Below are 16,065 nucleotides of genomic sequence, written 5' to 3' on the forward strand. Positions count from 1 at the left end.
TCATGTCGACGGCTGGCCGGACTTCAGGGAGTTTCGGCCGCCATCGCAAGATCATGCCTTTCGAGCCGGGCAGTACTTCGCAGCCCGGCTCGACTGAAGAGCTACGCGCCGCATCGCGTGAAAAGGCAGCTTCGCTCAACCAGCATGTGTTGGGCTACGGCGAGATCGCCGAACGTGAATGGGCAGTAGCCGGCATAGCCGCACCCGATCTTCGCAAGATGCGCAAGTACCGACTCGAGCGCATTCGCGCCGAAATGAGGCGCCGCGGCTATGCAGGCGCGCTGCTTTATGATCCGGTCAACATCCGCTACGCGACCGACAGCACAAACATGCAACTCTGGGTCGCGCACAATCCGACCCGCCACTGTTTCGTGGCGACGGAGGGGCCGGTCGTTCTCTTCGATTATTTCTCCTGCGAGCACCTGTCCGACCACTCCGGTGTGGTCGACGAGGTGCGACCGGCCGTGTCCTGGATGTATCTCTATGGCGGCGAGATCACGGAAATGAAGGTTCGCCGTTGGGCAGCCGGGATCGCCGATCTGATGCGCGAACATGGCGGCGGCAACAATCGCATTGCCGTCGATCATCTCGACCACGAAGGGGTCGAAGAGCTTGCACGCCTCGGCATCACCATAGGCAATGGCGAAGCCGTGATGGAGAATGCTCGCCTCATCAAATCGCCCGATGAAATCCTCGCCATGCGCCGCGCCATCGTCGCCTGCGAGGCGGCCATGGGCGAAATGCAGGCAGCCCTGAAGCCAGGCATTTCCGAGAACGAATTGTGGGCGGAACTGCATCGCGGCAACATCGCGCGCGGCGGCGAGTGGATCGAGACACGACTGCTCTCCTCGGGCCCGCGCACCAATCCCTGGTTCCAGGAATGCTCGTCGCGCATCATCGAGGCCGGGGATCTCGTTGCGTTCGACACCGATCTCATCGGCCCCTACGGGTTCTGTGCCGACCTTTCGCGCAGCTGGCTGTGCGGCGACGGTCGTCCCGGCAACGAACAGCGTGATCTCTATCGCATTGCCGCCGACCAGATCATCTACAACATCGAGTTGATGCGGCCGGGGATCTCGTTCAAAGAACTTGTCGAACGCTCCGCCGTGCCGCCGCCGGATTGTTTCCCGACCCGCTATGGCGTGCTTTATCACGGCGTCGGCCTTGCCGACGAATACCCAACCCTGCCGCACATCTCCGATTGGACAGAAGATACGCCAGATGGCCTGATTGAACCCGGCATGGTGCTGTGCGTGGAAAGCTACATCGGCCGTCTGGGTGGGCATGAAGGGGTCAAGCTCGAGGAGCAGATTCTGATCACCGAGACAGGTCACCAGAAACTCTCGGCCTATCCTCTCGACGAACGCCTGTTGGCTGAGTGAGCTCTGGCCCTTCATTTTGGTGTGGAAAGCGCAAATGCCGGCATGGCTGCGGGTCACGCTGGCGGAGATAGTGGCTCGTCCTTCCTAATCTCGGATCAAGCCATGCCAATTTCCTATCGCTTCGGCCTCGCCAGTGCAGCGCTTGCTGCGGCTCTCGTTACAACCGCAACCATGGCCCAGGCAGAGCAGCCGATCGCGCCGAAAGTCCTCGTCGTCACCATGTTCGGAGGCGAAGCGAAACCATGGCTGGAAGGGCGAAAGTTCGACACCAAGCTGAAAGTCCCGGGGCTGTCGAAAGAATATCCGGAGGTCGCCTGCGATGCCACCGGCCTGTGCGTGATGACAACCGCCATGGGCTACGCCAATGCGGCCAGCTCGGTCTCGGCAGTAATCTATAGCGGCCTGTTCGACCTCAGACAAAGCTACATCCTCATCGCGGGCATCGCCGGCGTGGATCCAAGCGACGGCACGCTTGGTTCGGCGCACTGGGCGCGTTTTGCCGTCGACGCCGGTCTTCGCCACGAGATCGATCCGCGCCAGATCCCTGCTGACTGGCCGGACGGCGTCGTGGCACTTGGCGCCCAAAAACCAGGAGAGAAGCCCAAATGGGGTTCGGGAACGGAGGTCTACAAGCTGAACGAGAAGCTGGCGGAGAAGGCACTGGCCCTGACCAGCAGCGTCGAGCTTGCAGACAGCGACAAGGCCAAGGCCTACCGGGCGGCATACAAATCCTCGCCAGGCAACGCAGCACCCGCTGTCAGCATCTGCGACACGCTCTCGACCGACACCTACTGGCACGGCACCAAAACGGCCGAAAGCATGGGCAAATGGGTGTCGCTGCTGACCGATGGTGCCGGCAACTACTGCACCACGCAGATGGAGGACAATGCTTCGCTGACCGCTCTCCAGCGCGGCGCCGATGCAGGCCTGCTGCAATTCGATCGTATCGCGCTTTTGCGTACCGCTTCGAACTTCGACCGAGAGCCGGACGGCAAGACAGCGATCGAATCGCTCAGCGCCGACTCTGGCGGGTTCGGACCGGCAACCGCCAATGCCTATCGGGTCGGTTCGAAATTCGCCGATACCGTCATCAACGAATGGGCTGAATGGCAGAAAACCGTGGCCGCGAAATAGGCGGAAACGCTCTCAAATACCCGGGGAAGCTGCCGCCGGCTGACGACCAACTCAGCCGGCAATCAGCTCGGCTTCCGCCACAAGAGCTGCGCGCAATTTTGCCAGCAGCGCCGGTGGCGTGGTTCGCGCCGTGATGAAAGGCAGTCCCTTGCGCCGCGCTGTCCAGCCAACGACCGCGACATCCTTCGCCCGTGGTTCGAAACGCTGCGCCAGGGCCCAGCTTTGGCAATCGATCGCTGCCACATCGGCCCGTCCCTCGGCGACCTCCACAACGGAATTGCGGTGGCCGCCGCTTTCCAGCCGTTCGGCGAAGACATCGAGACTTTCGCCAATCGCCTGGAGGTCACGGGTGATGGCAATGATGCCCGACATGGAATCGAGACTGTTGAAGGCGAAACGCTTGCCCCTGATCAGGTCGAGCGGAATGAGCGCCTGTCCCTTGTCGGGTGCGGCAACGTCTTTGCCCGGTTTCCGCATCACGATGGCGCTGGAGTAGAAACCACCCTGCCCGCCTTCGATACCGTCATAGCTCGGCTGGCCGACCACCTGCACATGGTGCTGAAGACCGAGTTCCATCGGCCCCCAGCAGGTCTGCGCGAACAGCAGCGCCGGATGCAGCCAGATGGCGTGGAAATCAAGTTCGTCCGGCGACAGTCTTGCAGGATCAGATACGACGACCTTGCCTGATGCGTCACGGATCCCGCCCGGAACGGCAGGCAGGTCTGCATTGCGCCGCACCAACGCTTCGGGTGCATCGACACCGGCGTACTGCAAGGCATGGCGAATCTTTGCCCATTGAGCATCGACCTGCGCGCGGGCTTCCGGCCAGTCATACATAGAAAGGGCGGCGATGAATTTGCTCATGCCAGGATATGATCGTCGCAGGGTTGAGGTTTCAAGATGGCGTAAGAAACGGAGTACCGACAATCACTCCTTCGGGGGTTCGGCAGGAACCGGCGCGGTTCCGAGGCCGCTGACGTTGCGAGCCCGCACGCGCGGCGCAAACGCCCTGCCCTTTTCCGGCACACGCCGCAGCGCGGGATGCACGACCGGCTCCTTGGCCTTGAAGGCATAGGCTTTCAACAGCGCGAAATAATTCGGGTATGTATAGCCGTTGTTGGCCTTCAACCACTTTTCGCGGTCATCCCGGAAGAGCTTCGGCAACTTGTACCAGGCCACCGTCGGCTTGCTGTGGTGCACGAAATGCAGGTTGTTGTTGAGGAACAGGAAGGACAGCGGCGAGCGTTCCACGATCACGGTTCGGCCCTCGGGACGCTCCGACCACTGGTGTTCGGCATAGGTGCGGATCGCAATCAGCGACTGGCCGAACCACATCGGGACAAGGATGTAGAGCCACAGCGGCATGCCGAAGCCGAATTGGATCACCAGCAGCACTGCGGCAAGTCCGATGGCGTGCAACAGCCAAGCCTGCCGGATCGACTTGTCTCCAGCCAGCATCTGCTTGGCGTCGTCGATGTAAAAGCCGATCATCGACATCCACGGACCGAGGAAAAAGCGGCCGACCATGGTGTTGTTGATCCTGAGCAGGAACTTCATCGCCTCCGGAAGCTCGTCATGGTGCCACAGCGCCTTGTAGTAGCTCTCCGGATCGTCGAGCGGATCCGTGAGGCGCTCATCGGCGTGGTGGCGCAGATGCAGCGTCTTGAAGCGGCGGAATGGCCAAATAAGCCCGATCGGCAGGAAGACGACAGCCTCGTTGACCAGCGCGTTGCGGGTCGGATGGCCATGCAGCACTTCGTGGATCAGCGACGACTGCAACGCGACAGTCAGAGTGAGCACGACAAGGGCAACTAGCGGATAGGAGGGCCAGATCAACAGGCCGGCGATGAGCCAGGTCCCGTAACAGCCTATGGCGAGAAAAACGGTCGGCCATTCCACCGCCGGTTTGCTGCTCACCTTCTTGCGCTTGTTTGCCATGCGATCGACCACTGCCTTTCAGTCGCCGGAACCGGTTTGTGATTCCTGACAACATTGTGTCAGCAGTCATACGCTGTCTCAACGCGACAAAGCGCACAAAGTGTTGCGATTGCGCACCTTTGCAAGCATATGATGTGCTTGGTAAACAAATCGGGAGATTCATTTACGCCCATTTGCGCGAATGAAGCCTATGTGTAGAACTTTTTGCTAGCTTTTGGAGGAACAACGCAATGGACAAGCGCGACCTCTCCACCGTGTTCCGAGAGCGACTGAAAATGCTCTTGACACGCTCCGATCTCAACCAGTCGGCCTTCGCGTCCGCCGTCGGCATCGACCGTTCAGCGCTGTCGCAACTGCTTTCCGGCGCGTCCGTGCGCCTGCCGCGCGCGGAGACGCTTCTCAACATCGCCGCCGAGTTCAAGGTCTCGCTCGACTGGCTGCTTGGCCTCTCGCAGGACGAGGGCGTGACCGGCGAAATCCGCGAAAGCCTGGAAATCGAAGAAGCCTCCGGCGGCTTCGAGCGCACGCTGATCGCCAAATGGCATGCCGAAGCGGTCGGCACCAAGATCCGCTACGTACCGGCGGGCATCCCTGACCTTCTGCGCACAGAGGCGCTGGTCGACTATGAGGCGGGCATTTCCAACAAAAGCCGACAGGCACAGGCCGGCGAAACGCAGTACCGCATAGACTACAGCAGGCGGCCGGAGACCGACATGGAGGTCTGCATGCCACGCCATACGCTGGAGATCTTCGCGCGCGGCCTGGGTGTCTGGGATGCCTTTCCGGCCGAAGAGCGCCGCGAGCAACTGATGCATATGGCTGCCCTGCTCGACGACCTCTATCCGACCTTCCGCCTCTATCTCTATGACGGGCGCATGCGCTATTCGATCCCCTATACGATCTTCGGACCTTATCGCGCCGCGATCTATGTCGGCGACATGTATATCGTGCTCAACGCCACCCAACCGATCCGTACGCTGACGGGCCATTTCGACAATCTGATCCGCGCGGCCGAGATCAACGCACATGAGGCGGCTGCCTTCGCCCAGCGTCTGGCCGACCTGCCCCTTGCGGTTTCGCGCCCCTGACGGCACCCTCCCGCAGTCATCAATGCAGGGAGCTATCCTTGGATCGCCATATCGTCGTGCCTCCGCAGTCCGGCCGCGCCTTCCGTATAAAAAAGGGCGAACGCATCCGCATCATCGACCCCAAGGGCCAACAAGTCGCCGATCTGTGGGCTTTCGTGACCGGAGAAACGCTGGATTGGCTGAGCACGTCGAACACCCGCGACATCATCGAGCGATTGTTCCCACAGATCGGCGAACATTTTTACGGCACCACAGGTGAGCCGCTGCTGACACTGGTGGCGAACGATTCCCCCGGTCCGCACGACATGCTCTTTCCGGCCTGCAACGCGGCGCTATACCGCCGCGCCGGTTTCGACGAGCATCCGAGTTGCCAGGACAATCTGCATAAGGCACTCGCCGCCGAGGGCATTGCGCTTCCCTTCACGCCGGACCCGGTCGACTTCTTCCAGAACTCGCTGCCGACCGCTGACGGAACATTGCTGGTTGACGCCTCCATCAACCCGCCGGGCGGTTCGGTGACGCTGCGAGCCGAACGCGATCTCCTGGTCGTCGTCACAGCCTGTTCGGTCGATCATCATCCGACCAATGGCGACGTCTGCACCGAAATCGAAGTCGAGCTGACGCCGGCCGCGTAGTTCGACCCGTGAAACGCATTTTCGTCTTCTGCAAGAGATCGTGTTTTTTCGTCTTAGGCAGGAGATCGTGAAGCGCGCTTCCATTGACTGGACATAAAGACTTCTTTATATCCTTATCCAAACTCGAGTTTGAAAGCCCGCGCCATGACCACCATCAATCCGATCGATGCCCTGATCGCCGAAAAGGGCGTGCTTCTGGCCGATGGCGCCACCGGCACCAATCTGTTCGCAATGGGCCTGCCGGCTGGCGAAGCGCCGGAAATCCTCAACGAGACCGCGCCCGAGACCATTACCAAGCTGCATCAGGGCTTTGTCGATGCTGGCGCCGACATCATCCTGACCAACTCCTTCGGCGGCACCCGTCACCGTCTGAAGCTGCACCATGCGCAGGACCGCGTCTTCGAATTGAACAAGACGGCTGCGGAAATCGCGCGTTCCGTTGCCGACAAGGCTGGCCGCAAAGTCATCGTCGCCGGCTCCGTCGGCCCAACCGGCGAGCTGCTCATTCCGCTCGGCGCGCTAAGCTACGAGGATGCCGTCGAGGCCTTTGCCGAACAGATCGAGGGCTTGAAGGCCGGTGGCGCCGAAGTCGCCTGGATCGAGACCATGTCGGCACCTGACGAGATCCGCGCTGCCGCCGAGGCTGCAATCCGCGTCGGCCTGCCCTATACCTATACGGGTTCCTTCGACACCGCCGGCCGCACCATGATGGGTCTGCTGCCGAAGGATATCCACGCCGTCGCTGATGGCCTGGCCGAAGCCCCGCTCGGCGTCGGCGCCAACTGCGGCGTCGGCGCGTCCGATATCCTGGCTTCCCTGCTCGACATGACCGAGGCAAAGCCGGAGGCCACTGTCATCGTCAAGGGCAATTGCGGCATCCCGGAATTCCGCGGCTCGGAAATCCATTACTCCGGCACGCCGGAACTGATGTCCGACTATGTGCGTCTGGCCGTCGATGCCGGCGCAAAGATCGTTGGTGGCTGCTGTGGCACCTCCTTCGCCCACCTGGCCGCCATGCGCAAGGCGCTGGATGTGCACAAGAAGGACGTGCGCCCAACGGTTGAAACCATCGTCGAGCGCATCGGGCCGCTGCGCAACAAGGCTGCCAGCGCCAATGCCAATGAGACCGGCGAAGGTCGTCGCGAGCGTCGCCGCTCGCGCGCCTGATCCGGCGGTACTCTTTTTTTAATCGTTGCTGTTGTCGGCGTAGCGAGCCTGCACTGAGCCGAGATCGGTCGACGGTCCGCCACTGCGCATCAACGCGACCGTTTCCGATGCGCGCGGGTCGCTGAGCTTTTCCAGCGCCGCACGAAAACGCTCATTGGTGAGCGCCGACAATGCCGTCTTGCGTGCAGTCTCAACGTCCCGGCTGAGCATTGCCTGTGATGTCCTTGCCGGTTCGGTGACCTGTGTTGCGGTCACCTGAACCGAAGTCGAAATTCCGTCTATGCGCACGTCCAAACCCTTAAAGAGCGTCCCTCGAAGGTCCTTACGTGACGTTACGTTGCACCGCGGTAGCGAAATTATTCGGCATTTTAGCAATCAGAAGAAAAGGCAGCGATCAGGCATCCTCGCGATCGTTCCGAAGCCTTCTGAAATGCCCTCTCTCCGCTGAGACGGAGAGAGGGCAGCCTGCTAGTTCATCGCTGCCGCCAGCCGCACCAAAGACAGGAATTCCGCCCGATAACCGAATGGATCGGCGCCGCGCGCGGCGCTGGCGATCTCCTGGATGCGGTCATAGCCGAATTTGGCGGTCGCATCCTCGTTGCGCAGCTTCTGCCCGAAAGCCGCGACCGCGACCGAGAAGCGCTGGTCGGCGCCGGCAGCATCGAAGGACGACACTTCGTTGGCACCGGTCACCGGCGTGGTGATCAGCTTGGACGTATCCGCATCCGGCAGTTTGTAGCGGATCTTCACGAACGCAAATTCGTCCGCATTGGAAACACCGCCATTGCTGGTCGTCGCCTCACCGTAGCGCAGATCGTCGACCTGTTGCGTGCCCCCTTTCGGCGTCAGCTCATAGATCGCCGTCACGGAATGGCCCGAACCGATTTCGCCCGCATCCACACGGTCATTGTTGAAGTCTTCTCGATTCAACGCCCGCGTCTCGTAGCCGATCAGCCGGTATTCCGCGACCTTGGCGGGATTGAACTCGACCTGGATCTTCACGTCCTTGGCAATCGGGAACAATGTCGAGGAAGCGCCTTCGACCAGCACTTTCTCCGCTTCGGCCAATGTGTCGATATAGGCGGCGGTGCCATTGCCGTTCTGGGCAATGGTCTGCATCATCTGGTCGTTGAGATTGCCGCGCCCGAAGCCGAAAACCGAAAGGAACACGCCCGTCTCGCGCTGCTTCTCGATCAGTCGCTTGAGATCGTCATCGTCGGTCTGGCCGACGTTGAAATCGCCATCGGTGGCAAGCATCACCCGGTTGATGCCACTTTTGACGAAGGATTTCTGCGCCAGCCGGTAGGCCTCGCGGATGCCTGCCTCCCCGGCTGTCGAACCACCCGGCGCAAGGCCATCGATGGCCCGCAGGATCTTGTCCTTCTCCGACGCTTTGGTCGGCTCCAGCACTGTACCGGCATCGCCCGCATAGGTGACGATAGAGACAGTATCGTCAGCTTTGAGCTTGTTGATCAGCAGGCGGAAAGCGGATTTCAGCAATGGCAGCTTATCCGGCTCGTCCATCGAGCCGGACACATCGATCAGAAAAACCAGATTGGCCTTTGGCTGTACCGTGGGCTGCATATCGTAGCCTTTGATGGCGACATGCATGAGCTTGTGTTCGGCATTCCACGGCGCCGGCATGACGCTGACCGTCGTGTTGAATGGGGTCGCAGCGTCGGTCGGTCCCTTCCAGTCGTAAGGGAAGTAATTGACCATCTCCTCGACGCGGACGGTATCTGCCTGCGGCAAAAGCCCATCCTTCAGCGAGCGACGAACAAAGGAATAGGACGCGGTATCGACATCGATGGAAAAGGTCGAGACCGGATCTTCTTTTGCCGAGCGGACCGGATTGGTCTTGAAATCCTGGACGCGGTCGCGGTTTTCCTCGCGCGGCTGCACGGTATCGGCAGGCATCGGCGCCGGCGCGATCGAGGGCTCAGCCATCAATGTTGTACTCGCCGGGCTGCCCGTCAAGGAATCGGCGGATTCGCTCTCGGCCAAAGGCGCGGCCGATTTCATCTCGGCGCTTTTCATCCGCGCGAACTCTTTGCGCGGAGCAGCCTGCACGTTGCCGGCAGGCGTGGCAGCCTCGGGTTTCGCGGCAGACGCCACAGGAGCGATCTTTTGCTTGATTTCATCTGTCGAGGGAGCCGCAGCCACTGGTGGCTGCGTGTCCGGTTTTGCCGACGCCGGCTTGTCCGCAAGCGTCTCGGCGACGCTATCGCTTGCGTCGACCGCTGATCTCTGTTCCTGCATAAGGTGGAAAGCCGTGTAGCCGGCAATCGGCAGTGCGACGAGACCGGCGATGGCCGGTGTGGCGATGAGCTTCTTCTGCATGATCTCTCTCCAGAGCGTGAGTGCTCGGGAAGTGAGACGCGGCGTCGCCGCCGTTCCTTGGGGGGCTGCTTCATCTTTTTCATCGAAGGCCGTCATGGCGGCGGCGAGCGCGCGCGCGCGTGCCTCGGCACCCGGGCCTGGCACTGCCGCATCGCGCAGCTTTTTCAGTTCGTTGTCATCGACCATGGTCAAACTTCCCCGACTGAACGCATCAGAACTTTCAGCCGTTTCTTCGCTTCATGGATGTGCCACGAAACCGTCGCCTCCGAGATTGCCATCGTTTCGGCCGCAGCCGCGTGATTGAGTCCCTCCCCATAGACCAGCAGAACTGCCTCGCGCTGCTTGTCGGGAAGCAGTCGCACCGCCGCCCAGAGCGCATCCACCGGATCATTTTCTTCAGCGGCCCGCGCCTGCCCGACGATCAGTGTATGGCTACCATACGCCTCCGTCTTTGCACTCTCCCGGGCGCTCTTGCGTGCAAGGTCGCGGGCGGCATTCAAGGTCATGGCATAAAGCCAGCTGGTGAAGGCACCACCGCCGCGATAATCACGGATCGCCCGGCCGAGCCGTACACACACGTCCTGGGCGACATCCTCGGCATCGGCCTTACGGCCGCACCAGCGATAGGCGACGCGGTAGACAAAATCGTAGTGACGCCCGACCAGTTGGCCGAACGCGTCCCTATCTCCTTCTCTGGCCCGCCCGATCAACTCGGTGTCGGATGCCTCGTCGTCCAGCATCATCGCCATCATTTGCCTGTTGGACGACGCCTATTGGCCAATCCTTGGGCGGATGGGAAGATTTTTCCTCAAAGCAGTTGAAAAGGCATCGGGGCTGGCGGACTCGTCGAAGAGATTAGCCCAGGGTTTCGCCAAAGAAGTCTATCAAACGCTTCCAATGGCGTTCGGCGCCGGCAATGTCGAAAACGCTGTGATCCGACACGCACCAGCCATGCTGCATGCCGACATAGTTCTCGATGACGTGGTCGACTTCCGCTTCCCGCAATGCCCGCGCCAGCCGGGCGGACTGCTCCGGTGGGAAGCTGCCGTCGACGCCGGCCGAGCCGACATAGACGCGCGCCTTGATCTTGGCCGCATTCGAAGTCGGGCTGTCGGGTGCATCCGTTCCCAGCCGGCCGCCATGGAAGCTCGCGGCGGCCGCGATCTTGTCAGGGTACGCCGCCGCGGCGTTGAGCGCGCGACCGCCACCCATGCAATAGCCGACAACGCCGATCGCCCCCCGCACACCTTCTGTCTCGAGTGCCGTAATGAAAGCGCCGCTGTCGCGGGCGGTCATGTCTTGCGTCGTGCCACTGATCAGGGCCGTGAGCGCCGCCTTGCTCTTTTCCTCGGCAAAGGCGGTCTTGGCGTCGAACGGCCCGTAGGGCGTGTTGCGATAGAACAGATCCGGCACCAGTACCGCGTAGCCGTGACCGGAGAGCCTGGCTGCCATGTCATAAAGCGCGGGACGTGGTCCAAAGGCATCCATGTATAGGACGACCCCGGCTTTCACCTGTCCGGTGCGGAACATGGAAGCCCGCGCCACACCGTCCGGGGTTCTGATCGTGATGTCGCGCTTGCTGGCTGAAGGCACCATCCGTCTCCATGTTGGGGGAAATGGGAACGGATAGATAGCGCGAGCCTCGCGGCAGGCAAGCCGGGTCGTCAGCCGTGCTTTTCGAGACGCACCGTGCGTGCACCGACCAGCTGCGTTCGGCCGGCTCCGAACCCCATCACCGCGACCCCGAGACCGAGAGCCGTAAAAAGGATTGCGCAGGCAGCGAAGCTTCCGGTCCAGCCATGGATCAAACCGACCAGCAGCGGGCCGATCGCAGCCAGCACATAGCCAACGCCCTGCGCCATGCCGGAAAGATGCGACGCCACATGCGGGTCGGGCGAGCGCAAGACGATCACTGTCATCGCAGCAGCGATCAAACCACCCTGTCCCAACCCCTGGACGATGGCCAGAGGCAGCGTCATGGAGGTTGGCGCGAACAGCATACCCAGCAGCGCAACGACCGCGACAGCGACCAGGGCGACATTGACGATGCTCTGATTACGGCAGCGAACCGCGATTGGCGGCACTGCCAGGCAAGCAACGACCTGGGCCATCACGGATACCGAGACGATCGCGCCGGCGGCGGTCGCGTCGAAGCCACGCTCGCGCAGGATCGGGGCCAGCCAACCGAAGATGCTGTAGGCCAGTGCCGACTGCAGGCCCATGAACAGCGTGACCTGCCATGCCAGCGGGTCTCGCCACAGTCCGGTGACACGGAAACCGCTATGGCTTGTCCGGTGGCGGGTGGCGAATGCCTGCGGCGTCCACAGCAGCAGAACGGCAAAAGCCGGTACCGCCCAGGCGGCGAGTGCGACGGCCCAGGAGCCCGTGATGTAATGTTCGACCGGTAGCGTCAGCCCGGAAGCGGCGGCCGCTCCCGCGCACAACGCCATCGTATAAAGGCCGGTCATCAGCGCCATGCTGTCGGGAAAGTCGCGCTTGACCAAACCGGGCAACAGCACGTTGCCGACCGCGATGGCGGCGCCCGCGATGAAGGTGGCGGCAAACAGGATCGGCACCGATCCAAATCCGCGTAGCGCCGTGCCCAGCGTGACCAGTGCCATGACGCCAAGCAGCGTGCGCTCGGCGCCGTAGCGCTGCGCCAGCCTGGGCGCAAAGGGCGCAAAGATGCCGAGACACAGCACCGGCAGCGTCGTCAGCAGCGAAGCACCGGTGCTGGACAGGCCCGTTGCCTGCATCATCTCCGGCAACAGCACCGAGAGGCTGGAAAATATCGGCCGCAGGTTGAAGGCGATCAGCACGAGGCTGGCGCCAAGCAGGATGCGTGCGGCCGGGCTTGCAAGCACGGGCGCTTGCGGCGGTGGCAGGCTGTCGGCTTCGGCGTCGATGAGCTGGTCGTCGATAGCGTCCATGGCCGATTGTCCGGCCTGAGGCCGGTTCTGACGGAAAGTCTGGTTCATTGTGCGAGATGCCGGTCGAGTTGCAGGAGAACGGGTGTCATGAAAGCACGGACGGCATCACCGGCGCGGTCCGGATCGCCAGAGGCGATGGCCTCGATGATCTGCGCGTGCATCGGAACATCCGGTTCCGGCAGGTCGCCGCCCAGCGTCGCCTGGATGGTCTCGGCAATCGCCGCGGTGAAGAAGTCGTAGAGCTCCACCATGGCGCGATTGCCCGACATCGCCACGATCGCCTTGTGGAAAGCGAGGTCGCGGCAGACGAAATTGTGCTGTCCGTCATCGGCGACCGTGCCGCGCTCGGCGAGCAGGCGACTGAGCCTTTCGATGTCCGCCGGTGTGTGTCGAAGCGCCGCCAGCCGCGCCGCCTCCACATCGAGCGCCGTGCGCGCTTCCCACTGGTCGCGCAGGCAGGCCCGCCTGACCCGCACCAGCGCCGCTGTAGGGTCGACAGCCGAGCGTACATAGGTCCCGGACCCCTGGCGTGTCTCGAGCAGGCCTTGCGAAACCAGCGCCCGCACGGCTTCCCGCACTGTGCCGCGGCTGACAAGAAGCTGGTCGGACAAGGCGGCTTCATTGGGAATGCGGCCGCCGACCAGCCAGCGGCCGCTGAGAATTTCGGTGCGCAGGCTTTCTGTGGCGCTGTCGGTGAGATTCGTGCGATTGGCTGGTTGCATCGTAACATATTCATCAAGTCATCGGATGACTTGATGAATATGTTCATGTGTGTTTGAGGTCAACCACGAGGCAAGGACGATCCGAACGAAACGATTGGGCCAGACACCTCTGGAGAGTGGCAGCCATTAGGTGCCCGAAGCAAACAGCTACAGGCCGGCATAGCTCGCCATGTGAAAGGCCTGCACGTCGGCGGGATAGCGATAACCCGTCCCATAGGGACAAGCATTACGATCCAGACAACCGCCAGCCCGGCATGGCTCACCATCCGTGCCTCGGACATGCGCGAGACAAGACTGATAGGCAAAACCGTCGCCAGAATAAGCATCCACCGGACAGGATTTCAGGCAGGGTTTTCCGACACATTGGTCGCAAAGATGAATCGGATCGTGAATGTCTGGAATCGGAATCTCGTCGGCAAACAGCAGTGCCCCACGATATGCGTGCCACAAGCCATATTCGGGATGCATAAGGATGCCGAGCGGTGACGGTTTCAATCCCTCCGCCCGCATCGCCCATTGCTGGAACGGCTGATAAGGTTTGTCGGAGGGATAAACAGTCCACGCGCTGAAATGCGCCGCGACCATGTCGATCACCTCCCGCGACCATGTGTCGAGCGGGTTTTGAAGATCCCGCGGCTGCTGCTCCCGCCATCCTAGGAAGTACGGCCAGGGTGCCGCGCCCGCCTGTCCGACCAGAAGAACAGACTTCGCCGGTCTCGCCTCCGAGGGCTCGAGCGCCGCTTCGCCATCCCCGAACACAAAACCGCCGCGCAGGATAAGGCCATGCGCGGCGAGTTGGCTCGAAATCTTCTGCAGGCGCGGATCTTTGGCCTGACGATGGTTGCTCACGGCGACCCGACCTTCATTGGCGATCGACCGACATCACCTTTTGTCCGGGTCGGAAAACGCACTCCGCCAGACTTCCTTGTGAATGATGTTGGCCACTTTAGCCCGGCCTGAATCGGGCTCCTTTCACGTGAAGGCGTCGGGCATCGACTCCTTCTTCTTGGTGATGAAGGCTTGCAGCGCCTCATCGATGCCCTGGTCGAGATCCGGTGCCTCGTAGCTCTCCAGCCAGCGCCGGGCCAGCTCGTTGGCGCGCTGCGGTGCCGTCTTCTCACCTTCTGCCAACCACTGCTCATAGGAGTTGTTGTCGGCGATGGCGGAACGGTAGAAGGCCGTCTGGAAGTTGGCCTGGGTGTGGTCGCAGCCGAGATAGTGGCTGCCCGGGCCAACCTGGCGGATGGCGTCCATCGCCTGGCCGTTCTCCGACAGATCGACGCCCTCGGCAAACTTCTGCTGCATGCCGAGCTGGTCGACGTCCATCATGAACTTCTCATAGCAGGAGGCCAGTCCGCCCTCGAGCCAGCCAGCCGAATGCAACACGAAATTGGTGCCGGCAAGAATGGTCGAATTCAGCGTGTTGGCACTTTCATAGGCTGCCTGCGCGTCCGGGATCTTGGAGGCGCACAGCGAACCGCCGGTACGGAACGGCAGGCCGAGCCGACGCGCCAGTTGCGCAGCACCGTAGGATACCAGCGACGGCTCCGGTGTGCCGAAGGTCGGCGCACCCGACTGCATCGAGATTGACGAAGCGAAGGTGCCGAACAGCACTGGCGCACCGGGCCGGATGAGCTGGGTGAAGGAAGCGCCGGCCAGAACCTCTGCCAGGACCTGCGTCAGCGTGCCGGCTACCGTCACCGGGCTCATCGCACCGGCTAGGATGAACGGGGTGACGATGCAGGCCTGGTTGTGGCGTGCATAGACCTTCAGTGCACCCAGCATCGTCTCGTCGAAAACCATTGGCGAGTTGGCGTTGATCAGCGAAGTCAGCACCGTGTTGTTTTCGACAAAGTCGTCGCCGAACACCAGCTTGGCCATCGCGACGGTGTCTTCCGCGCGTTCCGGCGCCGTGACAGAGCCCATGAACGGCTTATCCGAATATTTGATGTGCGAATAGATCATGTCGAGATGGCGCTTGTTGACCGGCACATCGACCGGTTCGCACACCGTTCCACCCGAATGGTGGATCGACGGCGCCATATAGGCGAGCTTCACGAAATTGCGGAAATCCTCGATCGTCGCATAGCGGCGGTTGCCGTCGAGGTCGCGCACGAAGGGCGGTCCGTAGACGGGTGCGAAGACCGTGGCATTGCCGCCGATCTGTACCGAACGCTCCGAGTTGCGCGCATGCTGGGTATACTGCTTCGGCGCGGTCTTGAGCAGGGAGCGGCAGAGCCCTCGCGGAAAGCGAACGCGCTCGCCCTTCACATCGGCTCCGGCCTGCTTCCACAATTGAAGCGCTTCGGCATCGTCGCGGAATTCGATCCCGGTCTCTTCGAGAACCGTGTCGGCGTTCTTCTCGATCAGTGCCAGGCCTTCCTCGTCCAGCACTTCATAGACCTTGATCTGGCGCCGGATATAGGTGAGCTGCTGGCCGGGTCCACCGCCGGTGCGCGCGGCGCGTCTGGCGGCGGCGCCACCCCGGTCTCCACGCCCTCGCCTGCCGCCCGCCGCCGCTTCGTGATCGACTGCCGCGTTCTCACTCATGATCGCTCTTCCTTGAAATCCGTTCGACCGCCTCACGGCGGCTGCTTCCCCGGATCGTAGTCATGCACCCTATCCGAAACGGCCAGCGAGCGCCAACGCCTGTCGCAAAATCGACAAGAAGAACAACAGATTCCCGGTCGCTTTCCTTTTGCGGAAAGTCGCAAATCAGCTATGGATGC

General features: G+C 61.9%; 15 protein-coding genes. 5 read left to right on the forward strand and 10 right to left on the reverse strand.

What is annotated here, in order from left to right; genetic code table 11:
- Window positions 1-2: 2 nt before the first annotated feature.
- Window positions 3-1,382, forward strand: coding sequence for a Xaa-Pro peptidase family protein (locus AO692_RS00200; protein WP_054308016.1), 1,380 nt, complete (start codon window positions 3-5; stop codon window positions 1,380-1,382).
- A 102-nt stretch (window positions 1,383-1,484) separates the two neighbouring features.
- Window positions 1,485-2,516 (forward strand): purine nucleoside permease, encoded by a 1,032-nt coding sequence (locus tag AO692_RS00205; RefSeq protein ID WP_054308017.1) that lies wholly within the window; start codon window positions 1,485-1,487, stop codon window positions 2,514-2,516.
- Window positions 2,517-2,567: 51 nt separating this feature from the next.
- Here the strand turns inward: AO692_RS00205 and AO692_RS00210 are convergent, their stop codons facing one another.
- The gene (locus AO692_RS00210; protein ID WP_054308018.1) at window positions 2,568-3,380 is read right to left on the reverse strand and encodes a PhnD/SsuA/transferrin family substrate-binding protein; all 813 of its coding nucleotides are present in this window, start codon (window positions 3,378-3,380) and stop codon (window positions 2,568-2,570) included.
- Window positions 3,381-3,443: 63 nt separating this feature from the next.
- A complete protein-coding gene (locus AO692_RS00215; RefSeq protein ID WP_054308423.1) occupies window positions 3,444-4,454 on the reverse strand; it encodes a fatty acid desaturase in 1,011 nt (336 codons plus the stop codon).
- Between the two features lie 230 nt (window positions 4,455-4,684).
- Between AO692_RS00215 and AO692_RS00220 the strand changes: the two genes are divergently transcribed.
- The 3 genes from AO692_RS00220 (at window position 4,685) to bmt (ending at window position 7,344) form a co-directional block, all read left to right on the forward strand.
- The gene (locus AO692_RS00220) at window positions 4,685-5,542 is read left to right on the forward strand and encodes a helix-turn-helix transcriptional regulator (protein ID WP_054308019.1); all 858 of its coding nucleotides are present in this window, start codon (window positions 4,685-4,687) and stop codon (window positions 5,540-5,542) included.
- Window positions 5,543-5,580: 38 nt separating this feature from the next.
- Complete coding sequence (locus AO692_RS00225; protein ID WP_244483213.1) at window positions 5,581-6,177, forward strand: urea carboxylase-associated family protein; 597 nt, start codon at window positions 5,581-5,583, stop codon at window positions 6,175-6,177.
- A 144-nt stretch (window positions 6,178-6,321) separates the two neighbouring features.
- Window positions 6,322-7,344, forward strand: a complete 1,023-nt coding sequence (gene bmt / locus AO692_RS00230; RefSeq protein ID WP_054308020.1) for a betaine--homocysteine S-methyltransferase — start codon at window positions 6,322-6,324, stop codon at window positions 7,342-7,344.
- A gap of 18 nt (window positions 7,345-7,362) precedes the next feature.
- Here the strand turns inward: bmt and AO692_RS00235 are convergent, their stop codons facing one another.
- From AO692_RS00235 to AO692_RS00270, 8 genes are all read right to left on the reverse strand, one after another.
- Entirely contained in the window at window positions 7,363-7,554 is a 192-nt protein-coding gene (locus AO692_RS00235; protein WP_054308021.1) for a hypothetical protein, read from the reverse strand.
- 258 nt (window positions 7,555-7,812) lie between these two features.
- The gene (locus tag AO692_RS00240; protein WP_054308022.1) at window positions 7,813-9,870 is read right to left on the reverse strand and encodes a VWA domain-containing protein; all 2,058 of its coding nucleotides are present in this window, start codon (window positions 9,868-9,870) and stop codon (window positions 7,813-7,815) included.
- Between the two features lie 2 nt (window positions 9,871-9,872).
- Entirely contained in the window at window positions 9,873-10,433 is a 561-nt protein-coding gene (locus tag AO692_RS00245; protein WP_054308023.1) for an RNA polymerase sigma factor, read from the reverse strand.
- Window positions 10,434-10,539: 106 nt separating this feature from the next.
- Complete coding sequence (locus AO692_RS00250) at window positions 10,540-11,280, reverse strand: dienelactone hydrolase family protein (protein ID WP_054308024.1); 741 nt, start codon at window positions 11,278-11,280, stop codon at window positions 10,540-10,542.
- Window positions 11,281-11,348: 68 nt separating this feature from the next.
- A complete protein-coding gene (locus AO692_RS00255) occupies window positions 11,349-12,662 on the reverse strand; it encodes an MFS transporter (protein ID WP_082407154.1) in 1,314 nt (437 codons plus the stop codon).
- Entirely contained in the window at window positions 12,659-13,336 is a 678-nt protein-coding gene (locus tag AO692_RS00260) for a FadR/GntR family transcriptional regulator (RefSeq protein ID WP_054308025.1), read from the reverse strand. The genes AO692_RS00255 and AO692_RS00260 overlap by 4 nt, the downstream gene beginning before the upstream one ends.
- 147 nt (window positions 13,337-13,483) lie before the next feature.
- Window positions 13,484-14,185, reverse strand: coding sequence for a 4Fe-4S dicluster domain-containing protein (locus AO692_RS00265; protein ID WP_244483214.1), 702 nt, complete (start codon window positions 14,183-14,185; stop codon window positions 13,484-13,486).
- A gap of 123 nt (window positions 14,186-14,308) precedes the next feature.
- Window positions 14,309-15,886, reverse strand: coding sequence for a trimethylamine methyltransferase family protein (locus tag AO692_RS00270; protein ID WP_054308026.1), 1,578 nt, complete (start codon window positions 15,884-15,886; stop codon window positions 14,309-14,311).
- Window positions 15,887-16,065 lie beyond the last annotated feature (179 nt).

The sequence above is a fragment of the Mesorhizobium sp. 1M-11 genome, assembly GCF_001303895.1.
GTDB lineage: Bacteria > Pseudomonadota > Alphaproteobacteria > Rhizobiales > Rhizobiaceae > Mesorhizobium.

What these genes read in the sequence shown, in the direction of transcription:
- AO692_RS00240 (WP_054308022.1), bottom strand. Translation starts at nt 9,870, where the DNA reads ATGGTCGATGACAACGAACTGAAAAAGCTGCGCGATGCGGCAGTGCCA.
- bmt (WP_054308020.1), top strand. Translation starts at nt 6,322, where the DNA reads ATGACCACCATCAATCCGATCGATGCCCTGATCGCCGAAAAGGGCGTG.
- AO692_RS00245 (WP_054308023.1), bottom strand. Translation starts at nt 10,433, where the DNA reads ATGGCGATGATGCTGGACGACGAGGCATCCGACACCGAGTTGATCGGG.
- AO692_RS00250 (WP_054308024.1), bottom strand. Translation starts at nt 11,280, where the DNA reads ATGGTGCCTTCAGCCAGCAAGCGCGACATCACGATCAGAACCCCGGAC.
- AO692_RS00200 (WP_054308016.1), top strand. Translation starts at nt 3, where the DNA reads ATGTCGACGGCTGGCCGGACTTCAGGGAGTTTCGGCCGCCATCGCAAG.
- AO692_RS00210 (WP_054308018.1), bottom strand. Translation starts at nt 3,380, where the DNA reads ATGAGCAAATTCATCGCCGCCCTTTCTATGTATGACTGGCCGGAAGCC.
- AO692_RS00205 (WP_054308017.1), top strand. Translation starts at nt 1,485, where the DNA reads ATGCCAATTTCCTATCGCTTCGGCCTCGCCAGTGCAGCGCTTGCTGCG.
- AO692_RS00270 (WP_054308026.1), bottom strand. Translation starts at nt 15,886, where the DNA reads ATGAGTGAGAACGCGGCAGTCGATCACGAAGCGGCGGCGGGCGGCAGG.
- AO692_RS00260 (WP_054308025.1), bottom strand. Translation starts at nt 13,336, where the DNA reads ATGCAACCAGCCAATCGCACGAATCTCACCGACAGCGCCACAGAAAGC.
- AO692_RS00215 (WP_054308423.1), bottom strand. Translation starts at nt 4,454, where the DNA reads ATGGCAAACAAGCGCAAGAAGGTGAGCAGCAAACCGGCGGTGGAATGG.
- AO692_RS00255 (WP_082407154.1), bottom strand. Translation starts at nt 12,662, where the DNA reads ATGAACCAGACTTTCCGTCAGAACCGGCCTCAGGCCGGACAATCGGCC.
- AO692_RS00220 (WP_054308019.1), top strand. Translation starts at nt 4,685, where the DNA reads ATGGACAAGCGCGACCTCTCCACCGTGTTCCGAGAGCGACTGAAAATG.
- AO692_RS00235 (WP_054308021.1), bottom strand. Translation starts at nt 7,554, where the DNA reads ATGCTCAGCCGGGACGTTGAGACTGCACGCAAGACGGCATTGTCGGCG.